Genomic DNA, 18,660 nt, shown 5'->3' with positions numbered 1-18,660 from the left:
GGCGAACAGCACGATGATCGAGCGCCTCGTCACCTTCGCGCTGCAGCAGCGGGTCTTCATCCTCGCCGCGGTCTGCGCGCTGATCGCCGCCGGCTGGTACGCGGTCGGGAACCTGCCGATCGAGGCCTTCCCCGACGTGCAGGATGTGCAGGTCAACGTCGTCACGCAGGCTCCGGGGCTGGCGCCGGCCGAGGTCGAGCGCAGCATCAGCCTGCCGATCGAGCGCGAGATGAGCGGTGTCCCGCGCATGACGCAGCTGCGCTCGGTGTCGATGACAGGGCTGTCTATCGTCACGCTGACCTTCGCCGACAACACCGACGACTATTTCGCGCGCCAGCAGACGCTGGAGAAGCTCGGCAACGTCACGCTGCCGCCCGGCGTGCAGCCGACGCTGGCGCCGCTGACCACCGCGGTCGGTGAAATCTACCGTTACGCGCTGGAAGTGCCCGAGGGCATGCCGGCCCACGAGGCGCGCGCGCTGCAGGACTGGGTGATCCGCCCGGCCTTGCGTCGCGTCGGCGGTGTCGCCGACGTCGTCAGCTTCGGCGGCGCGGTCAAGGAATACCAGGTGCGCGTCGATCCGGCCCGGCTGCGCAAGTTCGGCGTCAGCATCGACCAGTTGGCGCAGGCGATCTCGGCCAACAACGCCAACGCCGGTGGCGGCATCATCCGCCGCGGCGACGAAGGACTGGTGGTGCGCTCGATCGGCCTGCTCGGCAGCGTCGACGCGATCGCGCGCATCACCGTCACCGTCTACGACGGCAAGCCGGTGCTGGTCGGCGACGTCGCCGAAGTCGTCATCGGCGCACGCCAGCGCTCCGGGATCGTCGCCTTCAACGAGCGTGACGACATCGTCGTCGGCATCGTGCAGATGACCAAGGGGCAGAACGCGTCGAAGGTGGTTGCCGAACTCAAGCGCGAGATCGAGGCGCTCGGCACGCAACTGCCGGCCGGGGTTCGCCTGCTGCCCATCTACGACCGCACCGAACTCGTTGCGCACACGGTGCATACGGTGGTCGAGAACCTCGTCGTCGGCGCGGTCCTCATCGTCGCCATCCTGCTCGTCTTCCTGCGCTCGTGGTTCGCCGCGGTGGCGGTCGCGGTGGTGATCCCGCTGGCGCTCCTGATCGCCTTCGTCATCATGAACAGCCGCGGCGTCGCCGCCAACCTGATATCGCTCGGCGCCATCGACTTCGGCATCATCGTCGACGGCGCCGTCGTCCTGGTCGAGGCGCTGATGGTCAAGCTCGCGCTCGCGCACGGGAATCCGCAGCATCAGAGCCTGCAGTGGCGGATGCTCACCCTGAAGCGCACCGCGATCGAGATGGGGCACCCGATCCTCTTCTCGAAGGCGATCATCATCCTGGCCTTCCTGCCGATCTTCACCTTCGAGCGCGTCGAGGGCAAGATCTTCTCGCCGATGGCCTACACGCTGTCGTTCGCGATCCTCGGTGCGATATTGCTGACGCTGACGCTGACCCCGGCGCTGGTCTCCTACTACATCAGGAACGGCGACCTCGCCGAGAAGCACAGTGCGTGGATGGCGCGCTGGCAGCAGCGCTATCGTGATCTGCTCGTCCGCATCGAGGGCCATCGTCGCGCGCTGGTCGCCGGCTCGCTCGCCACGCTCGCACTCTCGCTCGGTCTGGCGACGACGCTCGGCAGCGAGTTCCTGCCCAAGCTCGACGAGGGCAACATCTGGCTGACGGTGACGCTGCCGCCGGCGACCAACCTCGACCAGACCAAGGAGGTCGAGCGCGAGATCCGCCGCATCATGCTCGGCTATCCGGAGGTGAACAAGCTGATCACCCACGTCGGCCGCCCCGACGACGGCACTGACCCGAAGGGGCCGAACAACATGGAGATCCTCGCCGACCTGAAGCCGCGCGGCGAGTGGCGCTTCGCCGACAAGGAGCAACTGATCGCCGACATGACGCGGAAGATCCGCGTCATCCCCGGCGTCCCGACCAATTTCTCGCAGGTCATCGCCGACAATGTCGAGGAGTCGATTTCCGGGGTCAAGGGGGAGATCGCGATCAAGATCTTCGGTTCCGACCTCGACATCCTCGAAGACAAGGCCGAGCAGGTGGTCGGCGTCCTGCGCGGGATCCGTGGTTCGGCCGACGTCGCCGCGATCCGCGTCAGCGGCCAGACCGAACTCGACGTCACGCTCGACCCCGTGCGCATGGCACGCTACGGGATCAGTTCGGCCGACGTGAACAGCACCGTGCAGACCGCGCTCGCCGGCGCCGCGGTGAGCAGCTTCAGCGAGGGCGACCGCCGCTTCGACATCACCGTCCGCCTGCAGCGGCCTTTCCGCGACGCCGTCGACGACGTCGGCGAACTGCCGGTCGCGCTGCCCGGCGGCGGCAGCATCCCGCTTGCCGAGATCGCTGCGATCGAGGTCAGGCAGGGGCCGGCGCGCATCGGTCGCGAGTCGGGCGGTCGCTAAGTCGCGGTCAAGGCCAACCTGCTCGGTCGCGACCAGGGCAGCTTCGTCGCCGAGGCGATGACCAAGGTCAAGCAGCAGGTGCATCTGCCGGCCGGCTACCGCATGACCTGGGGCGGCCAGTTCGAGAACCAGCAGCGCGCCTTGAAGCGGCTGATGGTGATCGTCCCGCTATCGACGCTCGGCATCTTCGTGCTGCTCTTCTGGGCCTTCAAGTCGATGCGCTTCGCGCTGCTGGTGCTGTTCATGGCGCCCTTCACCTGGATCGGCGGCATCGCCGGGCTGGCCTTGGCCGGCCTGCACCTGTCGGTGTCGGCCGCGGTGGGCTTCATCGCCGTCGCCGGGATCTCGGTGCAGAACGGCGTGATCATGGTCGAGCAGTTCCTCGAAGGCGTGCGCGACGGCAAGCCGCTCGCCGAGGCCGTGCGCGAGGGCGCCGTCACCCGCCTGCGGCCGATCCTGATGACCGCGCTGATGGCCGGTCTCGGCCTGCTGCCGGCGGCGCTGTCGCACGGAATCGGCTCGGAGACGCAGCGACCCTTCGCCGTCGTCATCGTCGGCGGCATCGTCTCGGCGACGGTATTCACGCTGCTGCTGCTGCCCTTGCTCTTCCCCCTGGTGTGCCGCTCGGGCCCCGTGGGCAAGGACGCCGACGACCAGGACCTGCGTTGAGCTGCGCGTCCCCGTCGTAAATTGACACTGCGATTGCGAACTGTTTATAGTCGGGCGATTCAGCCTTGCGGAGTCCGCCATGAAAGAACGTCTGGTCATTTTCGATACCACCTTACGCGACGGCGAGCAGAGCCCGGGGGCATCGATGACCCGCGACGAGAAGCTGCGCGTCGCCCGCCAGCTCGAGCGCATGCGCGTCGACGTGATCGAAGCCGGCTTCGCGGCAGCATCGCCCGGCGACTTCGCGGCGATCCGCGGCATCGCCGAGGTGATCAAGGATTCGACCGTCTGTTCGCTGGCGCGCGCCAACGAGAACGACATCCGCCGTGCCGGCGAGGCGATCCAGCCGGCGCCGAGGAAGCGCATCCACACCTTCATCGCGACCAGCCCGATCCACATGGAGAAGAAGCTGCGCATGAGCCCCGACGAGGTGGTCGAGGCGGCGGTACGGGCGATCAGGTTTGCGCGCGAATACACCGACGACGTCGAGTTCTCGGCCGAGGACGCGGGCCGTTCCGAGATCGATTTCCTCTGCCGCGTGTTCGAGGCGGTGATCAAGGCCGGCGCCACCACGCTCAACGTCCCCGACACGGTCGGCTACATGATCCCGGCGCTGTGGGGCGAGCGCATGCGCACGCTGATCGAGCGCGTTCCCGGCGCCGACAAGGTGATCTGGTCGACCCACTGCCACAACGACCTCGGCATGGCGGTGGCCAACTCGCTGGCCGCGGTGATGGCCGGCGCGCGCCAGGTCGAATGCACGATCAACGGTCTCGGCGAGCGCGCCGGGAACGCCGCGCTCGAGGAAGTGGTGATGGCGGTGAAGACGCGACCCGACGTATTCACCGTCGACACGCGCATCGACACGACGCAGATCGTCCCGGCGTCGAAGCTGGTCTCGCAGATCACCGGCTACCCGGTCCAGCCGAACAAGGCGATCGTCGGCGCCAACGCCTTCGCGCACGAGTCGGGGATCCACCAGGACGGCGTCTTGAAGCACCGCGAGACCTACGAGATCATGCGCGCGCAGGACGTCGGCTGGGCGCAGAACAAGCTGGTGCTCGGCAAGCTCTCCGGGCGCAACGCGTTCAAGACGCGGCTCGCCGAACTCGGCATCGAGCTGGCCGGCGACGAGGCGCTCAACGCCGCCTTCGCGCGCTTCAAGGAACTCGCCGACAAGAAGACCGAGATCTTCGACGAGGACCTGCAGGCACTCGTCTCCGACGAGGGTGTCACCGCCGAGAACGAGCACTACAAGCTCGTCTACTCGCACGTCTGCTCCGAAACCGGCGAGACGCCGCTGGCGCAGATCACGCTCACCGTCGACGGCGTCGAGAGGAAGGCGCAGTCCACCGGCAGCGGTCCGGTCGACGCCACTTTCCGCGCGATCGAGCAGGTCGCCGGCAGCGGCGCGCAACTGCTGCTCTACTCGGTCAATGCGATCACCACCGGCACCGACGCGCAGGGCGAAGTCACCGTCCGCCTGGCAAAGGACGGCCGCATCGTCAACGGTGCCGGTGCCGACACCGACATCGTCATCGCCTCGGCCAAGTCCTACCTGAACGCGTTGAACAAGCTGCGCTCGTCGCTCGAACGCGTGAACCCGCAGGGCGTCTGACAGCCGGGGACGGCATGATTCATGCCGTCTGCCGCGACGGCCGGGTGCGGTAGGCGTAGGCGACCGCGGCAACGAAGAATACAAGCGAGAGCAGCGTCTCGGCGACCGCCAGTGCCTGCGACAGGCCGTGCTCGGTCGTCGCGCGCACGATGCCTTCGGCGAAGTAGGCGAGGATCAGCATGGTCGACCACTGGTAGGTGTAGCGGCGCCCCTTCAGGATTCCGAACAGCGGCAGCAGCAGCGGCAAGGCCTTCAGGGCCATCCAGGTGCCTCCCGGGGCCAGCGGCGCCAGGCGCAACTCCCAGGCTAGGCAGAGGAAGATCAGCGCGATCAGGCTGAAGGAAGACGCGTAGGAAGCGAATCGGGTCATCGGGGAAGTGTCCGGTGAAGGCAGGGAGTGTTGGGGGAGGCGCGACGTTCGCCGCAAGGGCAAGGCACTGAGAGTCCGTCGTCGGGCCTTGGTTCCGGCCACCTGTGGACGCAGCGCGCGACGACTTGCCGCAGCAGGAACTCGGGCAGGGCGAATTATAGCGGCGCCGGTGGGCGGCTTTGCCGCAGCGCGGCAGCCCCGGCATCGCGCCGCACCCCGCCGCCCGCGTCGGGCACGGAATATCGGCTTGTTTTCCCGTGGTTTCTTGTTATAATCTTGCCCTTTTTCTTATCCCGGAAGAGAGTGTCATGGTAGTCATTCGACTGGCTCGCGGCGGCGCCAAGAAGCGCCCGTTCTATAACCTCGTGGTTGCGGATTCGCGTACCCGCCGCGATGGCCGCTTCATCGAGCGCATCGGCTTCTACAACCCGGTCGCTGCCGCCTCCGAGGAAAGCCTGCGCATCGCCGCCGACCGCCTGAACTACTGGGTCGGACAGGGCGCACAACTGTCGCCGACGGTTGCCCGTCTGGTCAAGCAAGCCGGCGCCAAGGCTGCCGCCTGATCGTCCGCGTTTTGCGTCGATTAGCGTCCATTCTCGCGTCCTCACGCACCAACTCGTCGTGCCTGTTGCCCAGGTCGGCTTGCTCATGTCGTCGCTAGACAATCCCGCCAGCGAAGAGGCCGAGCGCTTCATCGTCCTCGGCAAGGTCGTCGACGCCTGGGGGATCGCCGGTTCGCTGCGCATCCACCCGTTCGCCGACGATCCCGCGGCCTGGGCGAAGCTGCCCGCCTGGTGGGTCGGCCGCGAAGGCGAGCCCCACGCATCCTGGCGCGAGGCGAAGCTGGTGAAGGGGCGCCTGCAGGGCGACTCGCTGGTGGCCCAGCTCGACGGTGTCGGCGACCGCACTGCGGCCGAAGCGATGAAGGGGATGCTGGTCGGCGTGCCGCGTTCGGCGATGCCGGCAGCGCGTACCAACGAGTATTACTGGGCCGACCTGGTCGGCCTGCAGGTGGTGAACACGCACGACGAGGTGCTCGGTCGGGTCCTCGGTCTGATCGAAACCGGTGCCAACGACGTCCTGCGCGTCGGTGACGGTGATGCGCCCGAACGCCTGCTGCCCTTCGTCGCCGCCGTCGTCCTCGACGTCGATGTCGCCGCGGGACGGATCGTGGTCGACTGGGAAGCCGACTGGTGACGCTAGCGCCCGCGGCGCAGCAGATGGAGGAAGCAGTCGTACGGACGCCCTTGCGCGTCGATGTGGTGACGCTGTTCCCCGAAATGTTCGCCTCGCTCACCCAGTACGGCGTGACGCGGCGGGCGTACGAGCAGGGGCTGTGGCAGTTCTCCCCGTGGAATCCGCGCGATTTCACCAGCGACGAGCGGCGCACGGTCGATGACCGGCCGTACGGCGGTGGTCCGGGGATGGTGATGTTGCCGGCGCCGCTGGAAGCTTCGATCGGCGCGGCCAAGGCGGGGCAGGCCGCGGCAGGTTTTGCCGGCAGCCGGGTGATCTACCTGTCACCGCAGGGCGCGCCGCTGACGCATCGTCGGGTCGTCGAACTGACGGAGACGGCGCAGGCAGGGGTGGGGCTGGTGTTGTTGTGCGGGCGTTACGAAGGAATCGACGAGCGCCTGCTGGCGCGCTGCGTCGATGAGGAAATCTCGATCGGCGATTTCGTCCTTTCCGGGGGCGAAATCCCGGCGATGGCGCTGATCGACGCGATGGTCCGGCAGCTGCCTGGCGCCTTGAACGACGCCGGTTCGGCGCAGCAGGATTCGTTCGTCACGGGCTTGCTCGACTGTCCGCACTACACGCGGCCAGAGGAATATGCAGGAATGCGCGTCCCCGACGTGTTGCTGTCGGGGCACCATGAAGAAATCCGCCGCTGGCGCCTGCAACAGGCGCTGGGGCGTACCTGGCAACGTCGTCCCGAGCTGCTGGCTGGGCGTGCGCTGTCGAAAGAGGAAACGCAGCTCCTGAGACGCTTTCAGGAGCAGTCGTGAAGCAGCACCTCCCGGTTTTCCGGGAGCGCAGTGAGTAACTCCTGGCCTTTTCAGGAGATTTCGCAACTCCCGGTGCAGTGGCGGGAGCAATGCGGTCAGACAACCATAAAGGAGCATCACCAATGAATCTGATCCAGCAACTCGAACAGGAAGAAATCGCCCGCCTGGGCAAGACGATCCCCGAATTCGCCCCCGGCGACACCGTCGTCGTCCAGGTGAAGGTCAAGGAAGGCACGCGCGAGCGTCTGCAGGCCTACGAAGGCGTCGTCATCGCCAAGCGCAACCGCGGCCTCAACTCGAGCTTCATCGTCCGCAAGATCTCCTCGGGCGAAGGCGTCGAGCGAACCTTCCAGACCTACTCGCCGCTGCTCGCAGCGATCGAAGTCAAGCGTCGTGGCGACGTCCGTCGCGCCAAGCTGTACTACCTCCGCGAGCGTTCGGGCAAGTCCGCGCGCATCAAGGAAAAGCTGGTCGCCCGCAAGGCTTGACCGGCACTTGCCGCCGCCTGCGGCGGCAAGGGATGAGGAAGGGCAGCGTCTTCGGGCGCTGCCTTTTTTTCGTCCGGAAGTCGACGATCCAGCCCGGAGTCCGCACGTCTCGCGCATAACATTGTGAATTTCATACGTAGTGGCGTATATTTCAGAGTAGTATTCGGTACTGAAAGTTTATACTCGATAGCGAATAGTCGGCTATGAGCGATACACAAAAACGAATCAAAAACCCGGAGAGTCTGGCGCGTCTCGGCAAGCAGTTGCGGCGTCGGCGCGAGCAGTCCGGCATCGCTCAGGGGAATGTCTTTGGCATGCGCCAGGCGACCGTCTCGAAGATCGAGAACGGCGGCGACGTCACGCTCGATACCTTCGTCTCCTACGCGGCGTCTCTTGGCCTGGAAGTCGCCCTCGTCCCGATCGGACAGGCGATGGCGAGGAGTGCGTCGCTGCCGACGGTGGCCAAGCCCGTCGATCTGCTCACCGAGTTCAGCGATCTGATCGACGAGCGATGAACAGGGTGAGCACCCTCGAGGTCTTGCTGAACGATGTGCTGGTCGGCTATCTGACGCACTACCCGGACGAGAAGACCTTTTTCGTCATCGACGAAGGCTACATCGAATACGGCGAGGAACGCCCGCTTCTTTCCCTGTCGCTGGCGCGACCCGGCGATGAAGAGGCAACGCGTGCGCTTCTCCTGGACGACCGGCACAAGTCTGCGTCGGTAAAGGTACCCTCGTTCTTCTCCAATCTTCTTCCCGAGGGCGCCCTGCGCCGGAGCATCGCCCAGCGTCTCAAGGTGCATGAGGACCGAGAGTTTCTGCTGCTCTCCGCGCTTGGGCATGATCTACCCGGTGCCGTCATCCTGAGTTCGGCCGATACTCCCGAGCGCCTTAAGCGTCGTCGGAGCGCCGCCGTGGCACCGACCGCTGAAGACCTTCATGAGCTGAAGTTCTCCTTGGGCGGAATGCAGATGAAGTTTTCTATGCTGCGCCAAGGCGAGCGCTTCACCGTGGCCGGGGGCAAGATGCTCGGCAACTACATCGTCAAACCGCCGTCGAACGACTTTCCAGCCTTGCCGATGGTCGAGGCGGCCACCATGGAAACCGCCCGCGCCGCCGGGATCGACGTGCCCGAGGTCCAACTACTGCTGCCGGACAGGATTCATGGCTTGCCCGACATGGCGGGCTATCGACAGGGAGAGCCGTTCTACGCGATCCGCCGCTTCGACCGAGCGAACCATGGGCGCATCCACGTCGAAGACTTCGCCCAGGTGTTCAATCTGCGTACCCATCAGAAGTACGGAAGGGTCAATTACGAAATGATTGGACGGACCCTGCTCCTCTACGCCGGCGGGCTGCCCGATGTAAAGGAGATGGCGCGGCGGCTGGTGCTCAACGTTTTGATGGGCAACGGCGACGCCCACATCAAGAACTGGTCGCTGATCTACGACAATCCACTGCGCCCCCGCCTGGCGCCTGCCTACGATCTGGTGTCGACGGTGGCCTATACGTCGCATGACATTTCCGTGGCGCTCAACATGGCCGGAGCGAAGCTCTTCAAGGTGATCACGCTCGACACCTTCGCTACGCTATTCGCCCGAATCGGCCTCGTCGATCGAGTGCGCGAGGACGTGATCGAGGAGGTGCGGAGCACCGGAAGGCGGGTCCTGGAAGTCTGGCACGGCCAGTTTGTAGCCGCCGGCGTGCCCGAGGCACTGATTCGGAAAATCGAGGCGCACCAGGCTGAACTGCCGCTGGCGAAAGCTTTGTGATTCAAGCGTAAAATTATCTTTGCCGGACGTTGCCACGCGAGCATTCCGGCAAGTCCGCGCGCATCAAGGGAAAGCTCGTCGTCCGCAAGGTCCAAGGATTCAGTTGTTCGGTTTTTCCGAACAACTGCGGCCGATGGCAAAACCTACGAGGTGGCGCGCTACAAGCTCGACTTTGCAAAGATCGTGAATCCCGCCCCAGAGAGGGGCGCAAGGGCTTAGCAGGGGCAGCCACCGAGCGATTGCGGGTCGCTGTTCGCTGAAGCCAGCGCTGCATCGGCGCGGCTGCGGCGGCTGACGTCGCGGGAAGCTGATGACGCCTTCTGCTGGCAGTGGGTGCCAGCGAGAGCTGAAACAGTTTTCAAGCCGGCCATGCAGGGGCCGGCTGAAGCTCAGGTCGTCAGGGTGATCAGGCCGTCTTCTCGATCAGCGCGTACGCCGAGTGGTTGTGGATCGACTCGAAGTTCTCCGACTCGACGACGTAGGTCTTCACGCGCGGCTCGGCGTTGAGGCGGGCGGCGACGTCGCGGACCATGTCTTCGACGAACTTCGGGTTGTCGTAGGCGCGTTCGGTGACGTATTTCTCGTCGGGGCGCTTCAGGAGGCCGAACAGTTCGCACGAGGCCTCGCTTTCGACCAGGGCGACGATCTCCTCGATCCAGACATGGTCGCGGGCGGTCAGCGTGACGGTGACGTGCGAGCGCTGGTTGTGCGCGCCACGCTCCGAGATCTTCTTCGAGCACGGGCACAGGCTGGTCACCGGGACGACGACGCGGATGGTCGAGGTGATCTCGCCGTCGCAGATGTCGCCGATCAAGGTCACGTCGTAGTCCATCAGGCTCTCGACGCCGGAGACCGGCGCGGCCTTGTTGATGAAGTACGGGAAGCTCATCTCGATGTGGCCGCTCTCGGCTTCGAGGCGCTCGACCATGTTGCGCAGCATCGACGGGAAGCTTTCGACCGAGATCTCACGCTCGTGCGTGTTGAGGATCTCGACGAAACGCGACATGTGCGTTCCCTTGAAGTTGTGCGGCAGGCCGACGTACATGTTGAACACGGCGATGGTGTGCTGCACGCCACCGGACTTGTCCTGAACCTTGACCGGGTGGCGGATCGACTTGATGCCGACCTTGTTGATCGCGATCTGCCGCGTGTCGGCCGAACTCTGGACATCGGGCATGGCGGGAGCGCCGGGCGGTACAGCTTGGTTCGCGTCTTTGGTCATGGTTTTTCCTGTTGGATGAGGCGCGCTGCTCAGGCCACCGCGCGCAGCACGGCGCCGAGGCGCTCGCGCACCGAGGCAGCGATTCCGGCGCCGTCGAGGCCGAGTTCGGCGAGCAGGATCGCCTGTTCGCCGTGGTCGATGAAGCGGTCGGGCAGGCCGAGACGCAGCAACGGGGTCTGGCTGCCGGCTTCCTCGAGCACGCGCGCGACTTCAGAGCCGGCACCGCCGACCAGCGCGTTTTCCTCGATGCTCACCAGCAGCGTGTGTTGGGCAGCGAGTTCGAGGATCAGTTCGCGGTCGATCGGCTTGACGAAGCGCATGTTGGCGACCGTCGCGTCGAGTTCGGCGCCGGCGTCGAGCGCCGGCTTCAGCATGCTGCCGAAGGCGAGCAGCGCGACCTTGCTGCCGCGGCGGCGGATCTCGCCCTTGCCGATCGGCAGCGTCGTCAGTTCCTTGGCGACGGCGACGCCCATGCCCGAGCCACGCGGGTAGCGGACCGCGGTCGGGCCGTCATAGGCGAAGGCGGTGGAGAGCATCTGCCGGCATTCGTTCTCGTCGGCCGGCGCCATGATCACCATGTTCGGGATGCAGGTGAGGAAGGACAGGTCGAACGAGCCGTGGTGCGTCGGGCCGTCGGCGCCGACCAGGCCGCCGCGGTCGAGCGCCATCACCACCGGCAGGTTTTGCAGCGCGATGTCGTGCAGCACCTGGTCGTAGGCACGTTGCAGGAAGGTCGAGTAGATCGCGAGCACCGGCTTCAGACCTTCGCAGGCGAGGCCGGCGGCGAAGGTGGCGGCGTGCTGCTCGGCGATGCCGACGTCGAAGTAGCGCTCCGGGTAGCGTTCGGAGAAGCGGATCATGCCCGAACCTTCACCCATCGCCGGCGTGATCGCGACGAGGCGCGGGTCGGCGGCAGCCATGTCGCACAGCCAGTCGCCGAAGACCTGCGTGTAGGTCAGCTTGCCACCGCCCTTGCCCTGCTGGATGCCGACGGCAGGCTCGAACTTCGACACGCCGTGGTAGAGGATCGGGTTGGCCTCGGCCTGCTGGTAGCCCTGTCCCTTCTTGGTGATGATGTGCAGGAACTGCGGCCCGCGCAGGTTCTTCAGGTTCTGCAGGGTCGGGATCAGCGAGTCGAGGTCGTGACCGTCGATCGGGCCAATGTAGTTGAAGCCGAATTCCTCGAACAGCGTGCCGGGTGTGAGCATGCCCTTGACGTGCTCCTCGGCGCGGCGCGCGAATTCGAGCAGCGACGGGGCGACGCCGAGCATCTTCTCGCCGGCGCGGCGCGCCGCGTTGAAGGTGCTGCCGGAGAAGAGGCGCGCGAGGTAGCGGTTGAGCGCACCGACCGGTGGCGAGATCGACATGTCGTTGTCGTTGAGGACGACGAGCAGGTCGGCGTCGTGCACGCCGCCATTGTTCAGCGCCTCGAACGGCTGGCCGGCCGACATCGCGCCGTCACCGATGACGGCGACGGTCTTCCTGGACTCGCCCTTCATGCGCGCGGCGACGGCCATGCCGACGGCGGCCGAGATCGAAGTCGAGGAGTGGCCGACGCCGAATGTGTCGTACTCGCTCTCGCTGCGCTTGGGGAAGCCGGAGATGCCGCGGTGGATGCGCAGGGTGTCCATGCGCTCGCGGCGGCCGGTCAGCGTCTTGTGCGCGTAGGTCTGGTGACCGACGTCCCAGACGATGCGGTCGTAGGGGGTGTCGAAGACGTAATGCAGCGCGATCGTCAGTTCGACGGTGCCGAGGTTCGACGAGAGGTGACCGCCGGTCTTGGAGACCGAGTTGATGAGGAAGGTGCGCAACTCGTTGGCCAGTTGCGGCAAGGCTCGCCGGTCGAGCTTGCGCAGTGCGGACGGGTCGTCGATGGCGTCGAGCAGCGGATAGGGGTTCGTCGTGTTGGACATGGCAGTTCCCGGGGGCATCGCCCTTGCAGGCTAAAACTTGCGGTGGGTGATGAAATCGGTGAGTGCGATCAGGCGGTCGGCGCGGCTGCCGAACATCGACAGCGCCTCGAGGGCCTCATTGCGCAGACGCTCGGCGAACTCGCGCGCGCCATTGAGGCCGAGCAGGCTGACGTAGGTCGGCTTGTCGGCGGCGGCGTCCTTGCCGGCAGTCTTGCCGAGCGTCGCGGTGCTCGCGGTGCAGTCGAGGATGTCGTCTACGACCTGGAAGAGCAGGCCGGCGCGACGTGCAAAGCGGTCGAGCGCGGCGCGCGCCGTGTCGTCCATCGCTTCGCCGCAGAGCGCGCCGAGCAGGGTCGCGGCGCGGATCAGCGCGCCGGTCTTCAAGGCGTGCATCAGTTCGAGCTCGGGCTGGTTCAAGGGCTTGCCGACCGAGGCGAGGTCGATTGCCTGGCCGCCGGCCATGCCGAGCGAGCCGCTGGCGTGCGCCAGCAGGCGGACCATCTCGAGCTGGCGCGCGGGCGCGAGCGCGAGCAGCGGCGAACTTGCGCCGCCGGTCGATTCGCCGGCCAAGAGGCCGAAGGCGAGGGTTTGCAGGCTGTCGCCGACCAGCAGTGCAGTCGGTTCGTCGAACTCGACGTGGCAGGTCGGACGGCCGCGGCGCAGCACGTCGTCGTCCATGCACGGCAGGTCGTCATGGACCAGCGAATAGACGTGGATCAGCTCGACCGCAGCAGCGGCGACCTCGAGCTGTTCGGGCGCCGCACCGGTGAGTTCGCCGGCGGCGAAGGCGAGCAGCGGCCGCACGCGCTTGCCGCCACCGAGGGTGACGTAGCGCATGGCCTGGTGCAGGCGATCGGGAATCGCGTCGGCCGCGGGCAGGAAGCGGTCGAGCGCGACTTCGATGCGCGCCTGGACATCGTGCATCCACTCGCCGAAGGGAATGGCTGCGGGTGGGGCGGCAGTGGCCGCGGTGTGGGTGCTCATCAGGCGTCTCCCGTCGCCGCGCCGAATTCGCGCAGCGTACCGTTGTCGAGGATCTGGATGCGCCGCTCGGCGTCGGCGAGCTGGCGCTGGCAGCGCTGCAGCAGTTCGGCACCGCGCCGGTAGGCGGTCAGGGATTCTTCAAGCGGCAATTGACCGCCTTCCATGCGTTCGACGATCGCCTCGAGCTCGGCGAGTGCCGCCTCGAAGCTGGGACCGTCGTCGGCGACTGCCGTGGCGGCGGATGCGGATTGCGACATGGCTGAACAATCGGAAGAAACGCGACAAAATAGCGGAAAGGGGGCTTCTGGTCAAATGCAAAGGGGGCTAAAATCGCGCCGTTCCGCGCGCATCGCGCGCGCCGGATTTGCGCCCGCAAGCCGCCTGCTCCCTTCCCGCTGCGCGACTTACGGGCGTTTTCATTGATGGAGAAGTTGCATGTCCGACAACGCCGTTGCCGCCGAACTGGCGGCAGCCAGTGGTCCGCTGCCCGCGGGCTGGTATTTCGACGCCGACATCCTGGCGCTTGAGCAGCAAGCCTTCTTCGCCGGCGGCCCCGGTTACGTCGGCCACGAACTGATGGTTCCCGAGTGCGGCGACTACCGCTCGCTGGAGGCGGTCGACCACGCACGCCTGATCCTGCGCCGCGAGGACGGCATCTGGCAGATGTCGAACGTCTGCCGCCACCGGCAGGCGATCATGCTGCAGGGCGCCGGCAAGATGAAGCGCATCGTCTGCCCGGTGCACCGCTGGGTCTATGGCACCGACGGCGAACTCGTCGGCGCGCCGCGCTTCAAGGAAAAGCCCTGCCTGTCGCTCGACCGGCAGCCCCTGCAGAGCTGGAACGGCCTGCTGTTCACCGGCCCGCGTTCGCCGGCCGAGGACCTCGCTGCGCTCGGCACCGACGCCTTCGATTTCTCGGGCTACAAGCTCGACCGCGTCGTCGCCCACGAGTGCAATTACAACTGGAAGACCTTCATCGAGGTCTACCTCGAGGACTACCACGTCGCGCCCTTCCACCCCGGCCTCGGCAACTTCGTCACCTGCGACGACCTGAGCTGGCAGTTCGCCGAGCGCTTCTCGGTGCAGCGGGTCGGGCTGACGCGCTTTGAGCGCACCGGTTCTCCGGTCTATGAGCGCTGGCAGCAGGCGGTGCGCAACGCGCACCCGGAAGGACTGCCCGAGCAGGGCGCGGTGTGGCTGACGCTGTTCCCGAACGTGATGGTCGAGTGGTACCCGAAGACGCTGGTGGTCTCGTCGCTGATCCCGCAGTCGCCCGAGCGCACGCTCAACATCGTCGAGTTCTACTATCCGGAAGAGATCGTCGCCAACAACCGCGAGTTCGTCGAGGCGCAGCAGGCTGCGTACATGGAGACCGCGATCGAGGACGACGAGATCGGCGAGCGCATGGACCGCGGCCGGCGCGCGCTGATGCAGGCCGGCAAGAACGAGGTCGGCCCCTACCAGTCGCCGCTTGAAGACGGGATGGAGCACTTCCACGACTTCTACCGCCGCGAGCTGAAGCGCGCGCTGGGCTGAGCGCGGGCGGGCCGGGACCCGGCGCGCGCGCCGGTGCTACACTTGCTCATCAACCTGCGTGGAGAAGCATGATGATCCTGACCGACCGCCAGCCGCATCGCGTTGAAGTGACCGTCCTCGGCGAATTCGAACTCGCCGATTTCAAGCAGTTCGAGGCGATCTTCGACGAGGCGCTCACCACCGAGGTCCCTGTCGACCTCTACTTCGACCTGCGCGGGATGACCGGCTTCACCGTCGACGTCGCCTGGGAAGAAATCGTCTTCTCGCGCCAGCACGGCAAGGACTTCCGCCGCATCGCGGTCGTCTCCGAGCACCGCTGGGAAGTGTGGGGCGTCTGGCTGACCAAGCTGTCGGCGAACGCCGAACTGCGCGTCTTCCCCGACGCCGACGCGGCGCGCGAGTGGCTCGCCAGCGAACTGGGCTCCTGAGCGCAATCGGTACAGCGTCGATGCACGCGCCGTCCGCATTCTCGACGCTGGTCGACGCAGAGACGCTCGCCGCGCATCTCGGTGACGCGGACTGGATGGTCGTCGATTGCCGGCATCGGCTCGCCGATCCCGATTACGGCGAGCGTGCCTACGCGGCAGCGCACCTGCCGGGTGCGCTCTTCCTGCATCTCGACCGTGACCTGTCGGGCCCGCTGAACGGCAGCAACGGCCGCCATCCCTTGCCCGACCCGCTCGTCCTGGCCGAGAAGCTCGGCCGGCTCGGACTGCTCGGCGAGCGCACGCAGGTGGTCGCCTAAGACGACGCCGGCGGCATGATCGCGGCGCGTCTGTGGTGGCTGCTGCGCTGGCTCGGCCACCGGCGCGTCGCGCTCCTCGACGGCGGTTTCGCCGCCTGGCGCGGGCCGCTGTCGAGCCTGCCGCCTGCGTTGCCGGCAGCGGCCGCCGACTTGCAGTTGCCGCCGCCCGCCGAACTGGCAGCTGCGGTTGTCGATGCAGTGACGATCGATACCGGCCTCGCAGCGCCCACGCTGCGCCTCATCGACGCGCGTTCGCCCGACCGTTTCCGCGGCGAGAACGAGACGATCGACCCGGTCGGCGGCCACATCCCGGGCGCGCGCAACCGCTTCTTCGGCGACAACCTGGACGCTGAGGGCCGCTTCCGCCCGGCGGCCGAACTGCGCGTCGATTTCCTCGCCGTGCTCGACGGCGCCCCGGTCGAGTCCTGCGTCATGTACTGCGGCTCGGGCGTCTCGGCCTGTCACAACCTGCTGGCGATGGAAATCGCCGGCCTTTCCGGAGCACGCCTCTATCCGGGTTCGTGGAGCGAGTGGTGTACTCCCGACGGCGAAGGCCGGCCGCTGCGTCCCGTGACGCGCTGAGCGCCCCACTTTGACGTCATTGCGAGGCGCGCAGCGCCGTGGCAATCCAGTTCGTTGTTCCGTCTTCGCCATCCGATTCGAGCCCTACGCTCTGGATCGTCACGCCCTGCGGGCTCGCGATGACGGGCTGCTGATACGGGACAGTGACTTCGTTTTGGCCCGGGAAGTTTCACGCAAACAACGCTCACAGCGCCGCGCCGAGCCGCGTTCCCTGATCGATCGCGCGCCTGGCGTCGAGTTCGGCCGCGACGTCGGCGCCGCCGATCAGCGATAGCGGAACGCCGGCCGCGCGCAGTTCCGCTTCGAGCTCGCGACAGGGCTCCTGTCCGGCGCAGACGACCACCGTATCGACCGGCAGGCATTCGGATTTGCCGTCGCGGACGATGTGCAGGCCGCCATCGTCGATGCGCTCGTAGCTCACCCCCGAGAACATGTGCACGCCGCGCCTGGCGAGCACGGTGCGGCGGATCCAGCCGGTGGTCTTGGCCAGTCCCGCCCCCGGGCGCGCGGCCTTGCGCTGCAGCAGCCAGACCGTGCGTGGCGAGGCGGGTGCCTGTACCGGCGCCAGTCCGCCGCGGCCCGAGAAGTCCGGATCGATCCCCCATTCACGCTGGAAATGCGCGATCGCGTCGTCTTCGGCAGGCGCGTGGGTGAGCAGTTCGGCAACGTCGAAGCCGATGCCGCCGGCGCCGATGATCGCGACGCGACAGCCCGCCTGCCGGCGCCCCTCGATCAGGTCGATGTAGGAGATGACCGACGGGTGCTCGCTGCCCGGAATCGACAGGCGGCGCGGGACGATGCCGCTGGCGAGGACGACGTGGTCGAAGCCGGCGAGCGCCGCTGCCTCGGCGCGCGTGCCGAGGCGCAGCTCGACGCCCGCCTTGGCCAGGCGACGGTCGAAGTAGCGCAGGGTCTCGGCGAACTCCTCCTTGCCCGGTATCCGGCACGCCAGCCTGAACTGGCCGCCGATCTTCGCCGCGGCTTCGAACAGGGTGACGCGGTGCCCGCGCTCGGCGGCGGTCGCGGCGCAGGCCATTCCCGCCGGTCCGGCGCCGACGACGGCGATGCGCTTCGGCGTGGCGGCCAGCGCGATCGCAAGCTCGGTCTCGTGGCAGGCGCGCGGATTGACGAGACAGGAGGCCACCTTGCCCGAGAAGATATGGTCGAGGCAGGCCTGGTTGCAGGCGATGCAGGTGTTGATCTCGTCGGCGCGGCCGGCGGCAGCCTTGTTCACGAACTCGGGGTCGGCGAGGAAGGGACGCGCCATCGCCACCAGGTCGGCGCTCCCGGTAGCGAGCAAGGCCTCGGCGGTTTCCGGCGTGTTGATGCGGTTGCTGGCGATCACCGGGATGCCTGTCGCGCGCTTGACGCGCTCGGTCGCCCAGGCGAAGGCTGCGCGCGGCACCATCGTCGCGATGGTCGGGATGCGTGCCTCGTGCCAGCCGATGCCGCTGTTGATCATGCTCGCGCCGGCGGCCTCGATCGCCTGCGCCAGCGCGACGACCTCGTCGGCGCTGCTGCCGCCTTCGACGAGGTCGATCATCGACAGGCGGAAGATGAGGATGAAGTCGGGGCCTGTGGCTTCGCGCACGCGGCGCACGGCTTCGACCGCGAAGCGGATGCGCTTCTCGAACGATCCGCCCCATTCGTCCTCGCGCCGGTTGGTCTGCGGCGCGATGAACTCGTTGATCAGGTAGCCTTCCGAGCCCATCACCTCGACCCCGTCGTAACCCGCGCTGCGGGCCAGCGCGGCGCAGCGCGCGTAGTCGGCGAGCGTGCGCTCGATGTCGTCGGCCGACAGTTCGCGTGGTCGTACCGGCGAGATCGGTGCCTGCAGGGGGGAGGGCGCGACCGCGCCGCGATGCGTCGCGTAACGGCCGACGTGCAGGATCTGCAGCGCGATCTTGCCGCCCTCGGCGTGCACCGCGTCGGTGAGCAGGCGGTGCTCGGCCAGCTGTGCTTCGCTGTCGAGCACGGCCGCGCCGGCCATGATCGAGCCTTCGGCATTCGGCGCGATGCCGCCGGTGACGATCAGCGCGACGCCGCCGCGCGCGCGCTCGGCATAGAAGGCGGCGAGCCGCGCAAACCCGGCGCTACCTTCGCCGATGCCGGTATGCATCGAGCCCATCAGCACGCGGTTCTTCAGCGTCGTGAAACCGAGGTCGAGCGGGGCGAACAGGTGCGGGAAGGGCGCTTGCGGGGCGTTCATGAAAGCAGTCTCCGGATGTTGTTGTCGGTATGGGGGTAAAACGCCGTCGATTATTGCCGCACAGCGGACGGCGGGCAAGGACCGCCGGCGAC

Annotated in this window: 15 protein-coding genes and 2 pseudogenes; 11 read left to right on the top strand and 6 right to left on the bottom strand. The window is 67.0% G+C overall.

What is annotated here, in order from left to right; all coding sequences use genetic code 11:
• Positions 1 to 13 precede the first annotated feature (13 nt).
• Both CCR84_RS00960 and CCR84_RS00955 read left to right on the top strand, forming a co-directional pair.
• Positions 14 to 3,121 (top strand): annotated as a pseudogene (locus CCR84_RS00960) (efflux RND transporter permease subunit).
• A gap of 79 nt (positions 3,122 to 3,200) precedes the next feature.
• Positions 3,201 to 4,739 carry a 2-isopropylmalate synthase gene (locus CCR84_RS00955; RefSeq protein ID WP_201209063.1) on the top strand — a complete coding sequence of 513 codons (1,539 nt, stop codon included), beginning with the start codon at positions 3,201 to 3,203 and terminating at the stop codon, positions 4,737 to 4,739.
• A 19-nt stretch (positions 4,740 to 4,758) separates the two neighbouring features.
• Here CCR84_RS00955 and CCR84_RS00950 read toward each other — a convergent pair whose 3' ends face one another.
• Positions 4,759 to 5,109: a DUF2069 domain-containing protein gene (locus CCR84_RS00950; RefSeq protein WP_201209062.1), complete on the bottom strand. Its 351-nt coding sequence runs from the start codon at positions 5,107 to 5,109 to the stop codon at positions 4,759 to 4,761.
• A gap of 308 nt (positions 5,110 to 5,417) precedes the next feature.
• Between CCR84_RS00950 and rpsP the strand changes: the two genes are divergently transcribed.
• The 6 genes from rpsP (at position 5,418) to CCR84_RS00920 (ending at position 9,377) form a co-directional block, all read left to right on the top strand.
• Positions 5,418 to 5,672 carry a 30S ribosomal protein S16 gene (gene rpsP / locus CCR84_RS00945; protein ID WP_201209061.1) on the top strand — a complete coding sequence of 85 codons (255 nt, stop codon included), beginning with the start codon at positions 5,418 to 5,420 and terminating at the stop codon, positions 5,670 to 5,672.
• Positions 5,673 to 5,730: 58 nt separating this feature from the next.
• The gene (gene rimM / locus CCR84_RS00940) at positions 5,731 to 6,306 is read left to right on the top strand and encodes a ribosome maturation factor RimM (protein ID WP_338052540.1); all 576 of its coding nucleotides are present in this window, start codon (positions 5,731 to 5,733) and stop codon (positions 6,304 to 6,306) included.
• A 23-nt stretch (positions 6,307 to 6,329) separates the two neighbouring features.
• Positions 6,330 to 7,115: a tRNA (guanosine(37)-N1)-methyltransferase TrmD gene (trmD, locus tag CCR84_RS00935; protein WP_201209116.1), complete on the top strand. Its 786-nt coding sequence runs from the start codon at positions 6,330 to 6,332 to the stop codon at positions 7,113 to 7,115.
• A 122-nt stretch (positions 7,116 to 7,237) separates the two neighbouring features.
• Positions 7,238 to 7,603 (top strand): 50S ribosomal protein L19, encoded by a 366-nt coding sequence (gene rplS, locus CCR84_RS00930; RefSeq protein WP_201209060.1) that lies wholly within the window; start codon positions 7,238 to 7,240, stop codon positions 7,601 to 7,603.
• A 203-nt stretch (positions 7,604 to 7,806) separates the two neighbouring features.
• On the top strand, positions 7,807 to 8,118 hold the full coding sequence (locus CCR84_RS00925) for a helix-turn-helix domain-containing protein (protein ID WP_201209059.1): 312 nt from the start codon (positions 7,807 to 7,809) through the stop codon (positions 8,116 to 8,118).
• A gap of 5 nt (positions 8,119 to 8,123) precedes the next feature.
• Positions 8,124 to 9,377 (top strand): HipA domain-containing protein, encoded by a 1,254-nt coding sequence (locus tag CCR84_RS00920; protein WP_201209058.1) that lies wholly within the window; start codon positions 8,124 to 8,126, stop codon positions 9,375 to 9,377.
• A gap of 406 nt (positions 9,378 to 9,783) precedes the next feature.
• On the opposite strand, the gene folE2 is transcribed toward CCR84_RS00920, so the two are convergent.
• From folE2 to CCR84_RS00900, 4 genes are read right to left on the bottom strand one after another with little or no spacing between them, the layout of a single operon-like run.
• Positions 9,784 to 10,599 carry a GTP cyclohydrolase FolE2 gene (gene folE2 / locus CCR84_RS00915; RefSeq protein WP_201209057.1) on the bottom strand — a complete coding sequence of 272 codons (816 nt, stop codon included), beginning with the start codon at positions 10,597 to 10,599 and terminating at the stop codon, positions 9,784 to 9,786.
• A 29-nt stretch (positions 10,600 to 10,628) separates the two neighbouring features.
• Positions 10,629 to 12,512: a 1-deoxy-D-xylulose-5-phosphate synthase gene (gene dxs, locus CCR84_RS00910; protein ID WP_201209056.1), complete on the bottom strand. Its 1,884-nt coding sequence runs from the start codon at positions 12,510 to 12,512 to the stop codon at positions 10,629 to 10,631.
• A gap of 30 nt (positions 12,513 to 12,542) precedes the next feature.
• Positions 12,543 to 13,496 (bottom strand): polyprenyl synthetase family protein, encoded by a 954-nt coding sequence (locus CCR84_RS00905; protein ID WP_201209055.1) that lies wholly within the window; start codon positions 13,494 to 13,496, stop codon positions 12,543 to 12,545.
• Positions 13,496 to 13,753 (bottom strand): exodeoxyribonuclease VII small subunit, encoded by a 258-nt coding sequence (locus CCR84_RS00900; protein ID WP_201209054.1) that lies wholly within the window; start codon positions 13,751 to 13,753, stop codon positions 13,496 to 13,498. The genes CCR84_RS00905 and CCR84_RS00900 overlap by 1 nt, the downstream gene beginning before the upstream one ends.
• 178 nt (positions 13,754 to 13,931) lie before the next feature.
• Between CCR84_RS00900 and CCR84_RS00895 the strand changes: the two genes are divergently transcribed.
• From CCR84_RS00895 to CCR84_RS16850, 3 genes and pseudogenes are all read left to right on the top strand, one after another.
• On the top strand, positions 13,932 to 15,032 hold the full coding sequence (locus CCR84_RS00895; RefSeq protein WP_201209053.1) for an aromatic ring-hydroxylating oxygenase subunit alpha: 1,101 nt from the start codon (positions 13,932 to 13,934) through the stop codon (positions 15,030 to 15,032).
• A gap of 68 nt (positions 15,033 to 15,100) precedes the next feature.
• A complete protein-coding gene (locus tag CCR84_RS00890) occupies positions 15,101 to 15,460 on the top strand; it encodes a SpoIIAA family protein (RefSeq protein ID WP_338052539.1) in 360 nt (119 codons plus the stop codon).
• Between the two features lie 20 nt (positions 15,461 to 15,480).
• Positions 15,481 to 16,359, top strand: a pseudogene (locus CCR84_RS16850) (sulfurtransferase).
• Positions 16,360 to 16,543: 184 nt separating this feature from the next.
• On the opposite strand, the gene CCR84_RS00880 reads toward CCR84_RS16850, so the two are convergent.
• Complete coding sequence (locus CCR84_RS00880; RefSeq protein ID WP_201209052.1) at positions 16,544 to 18,568, bottom strand: NADPH-dependent 2,4-dienoyl-CoA reductase; 2,025 nt, start codon at positions 18,566 to 18,568, stop codon at positions 16,544 to 16,546.
• Between the last annotated feature and the right edge of the window lie 92 nt (positions 18,569 to 18,660).

Source organism: Rhodocyclus purpureus, assembly GCF_016653115.1.
Lineage (GTDB): Bacteria > Pseudomonadota > Gammaproteobacteria > Burkholderiales > Rhodocyclaceae > Rhodocyclus > Rhodocyclus purpureus.
The sequence above is the reverse complement of the archived record's forward strand: the minus strand, read 5'-3'. Positions and strand labels throughout refer to the sequence as shown.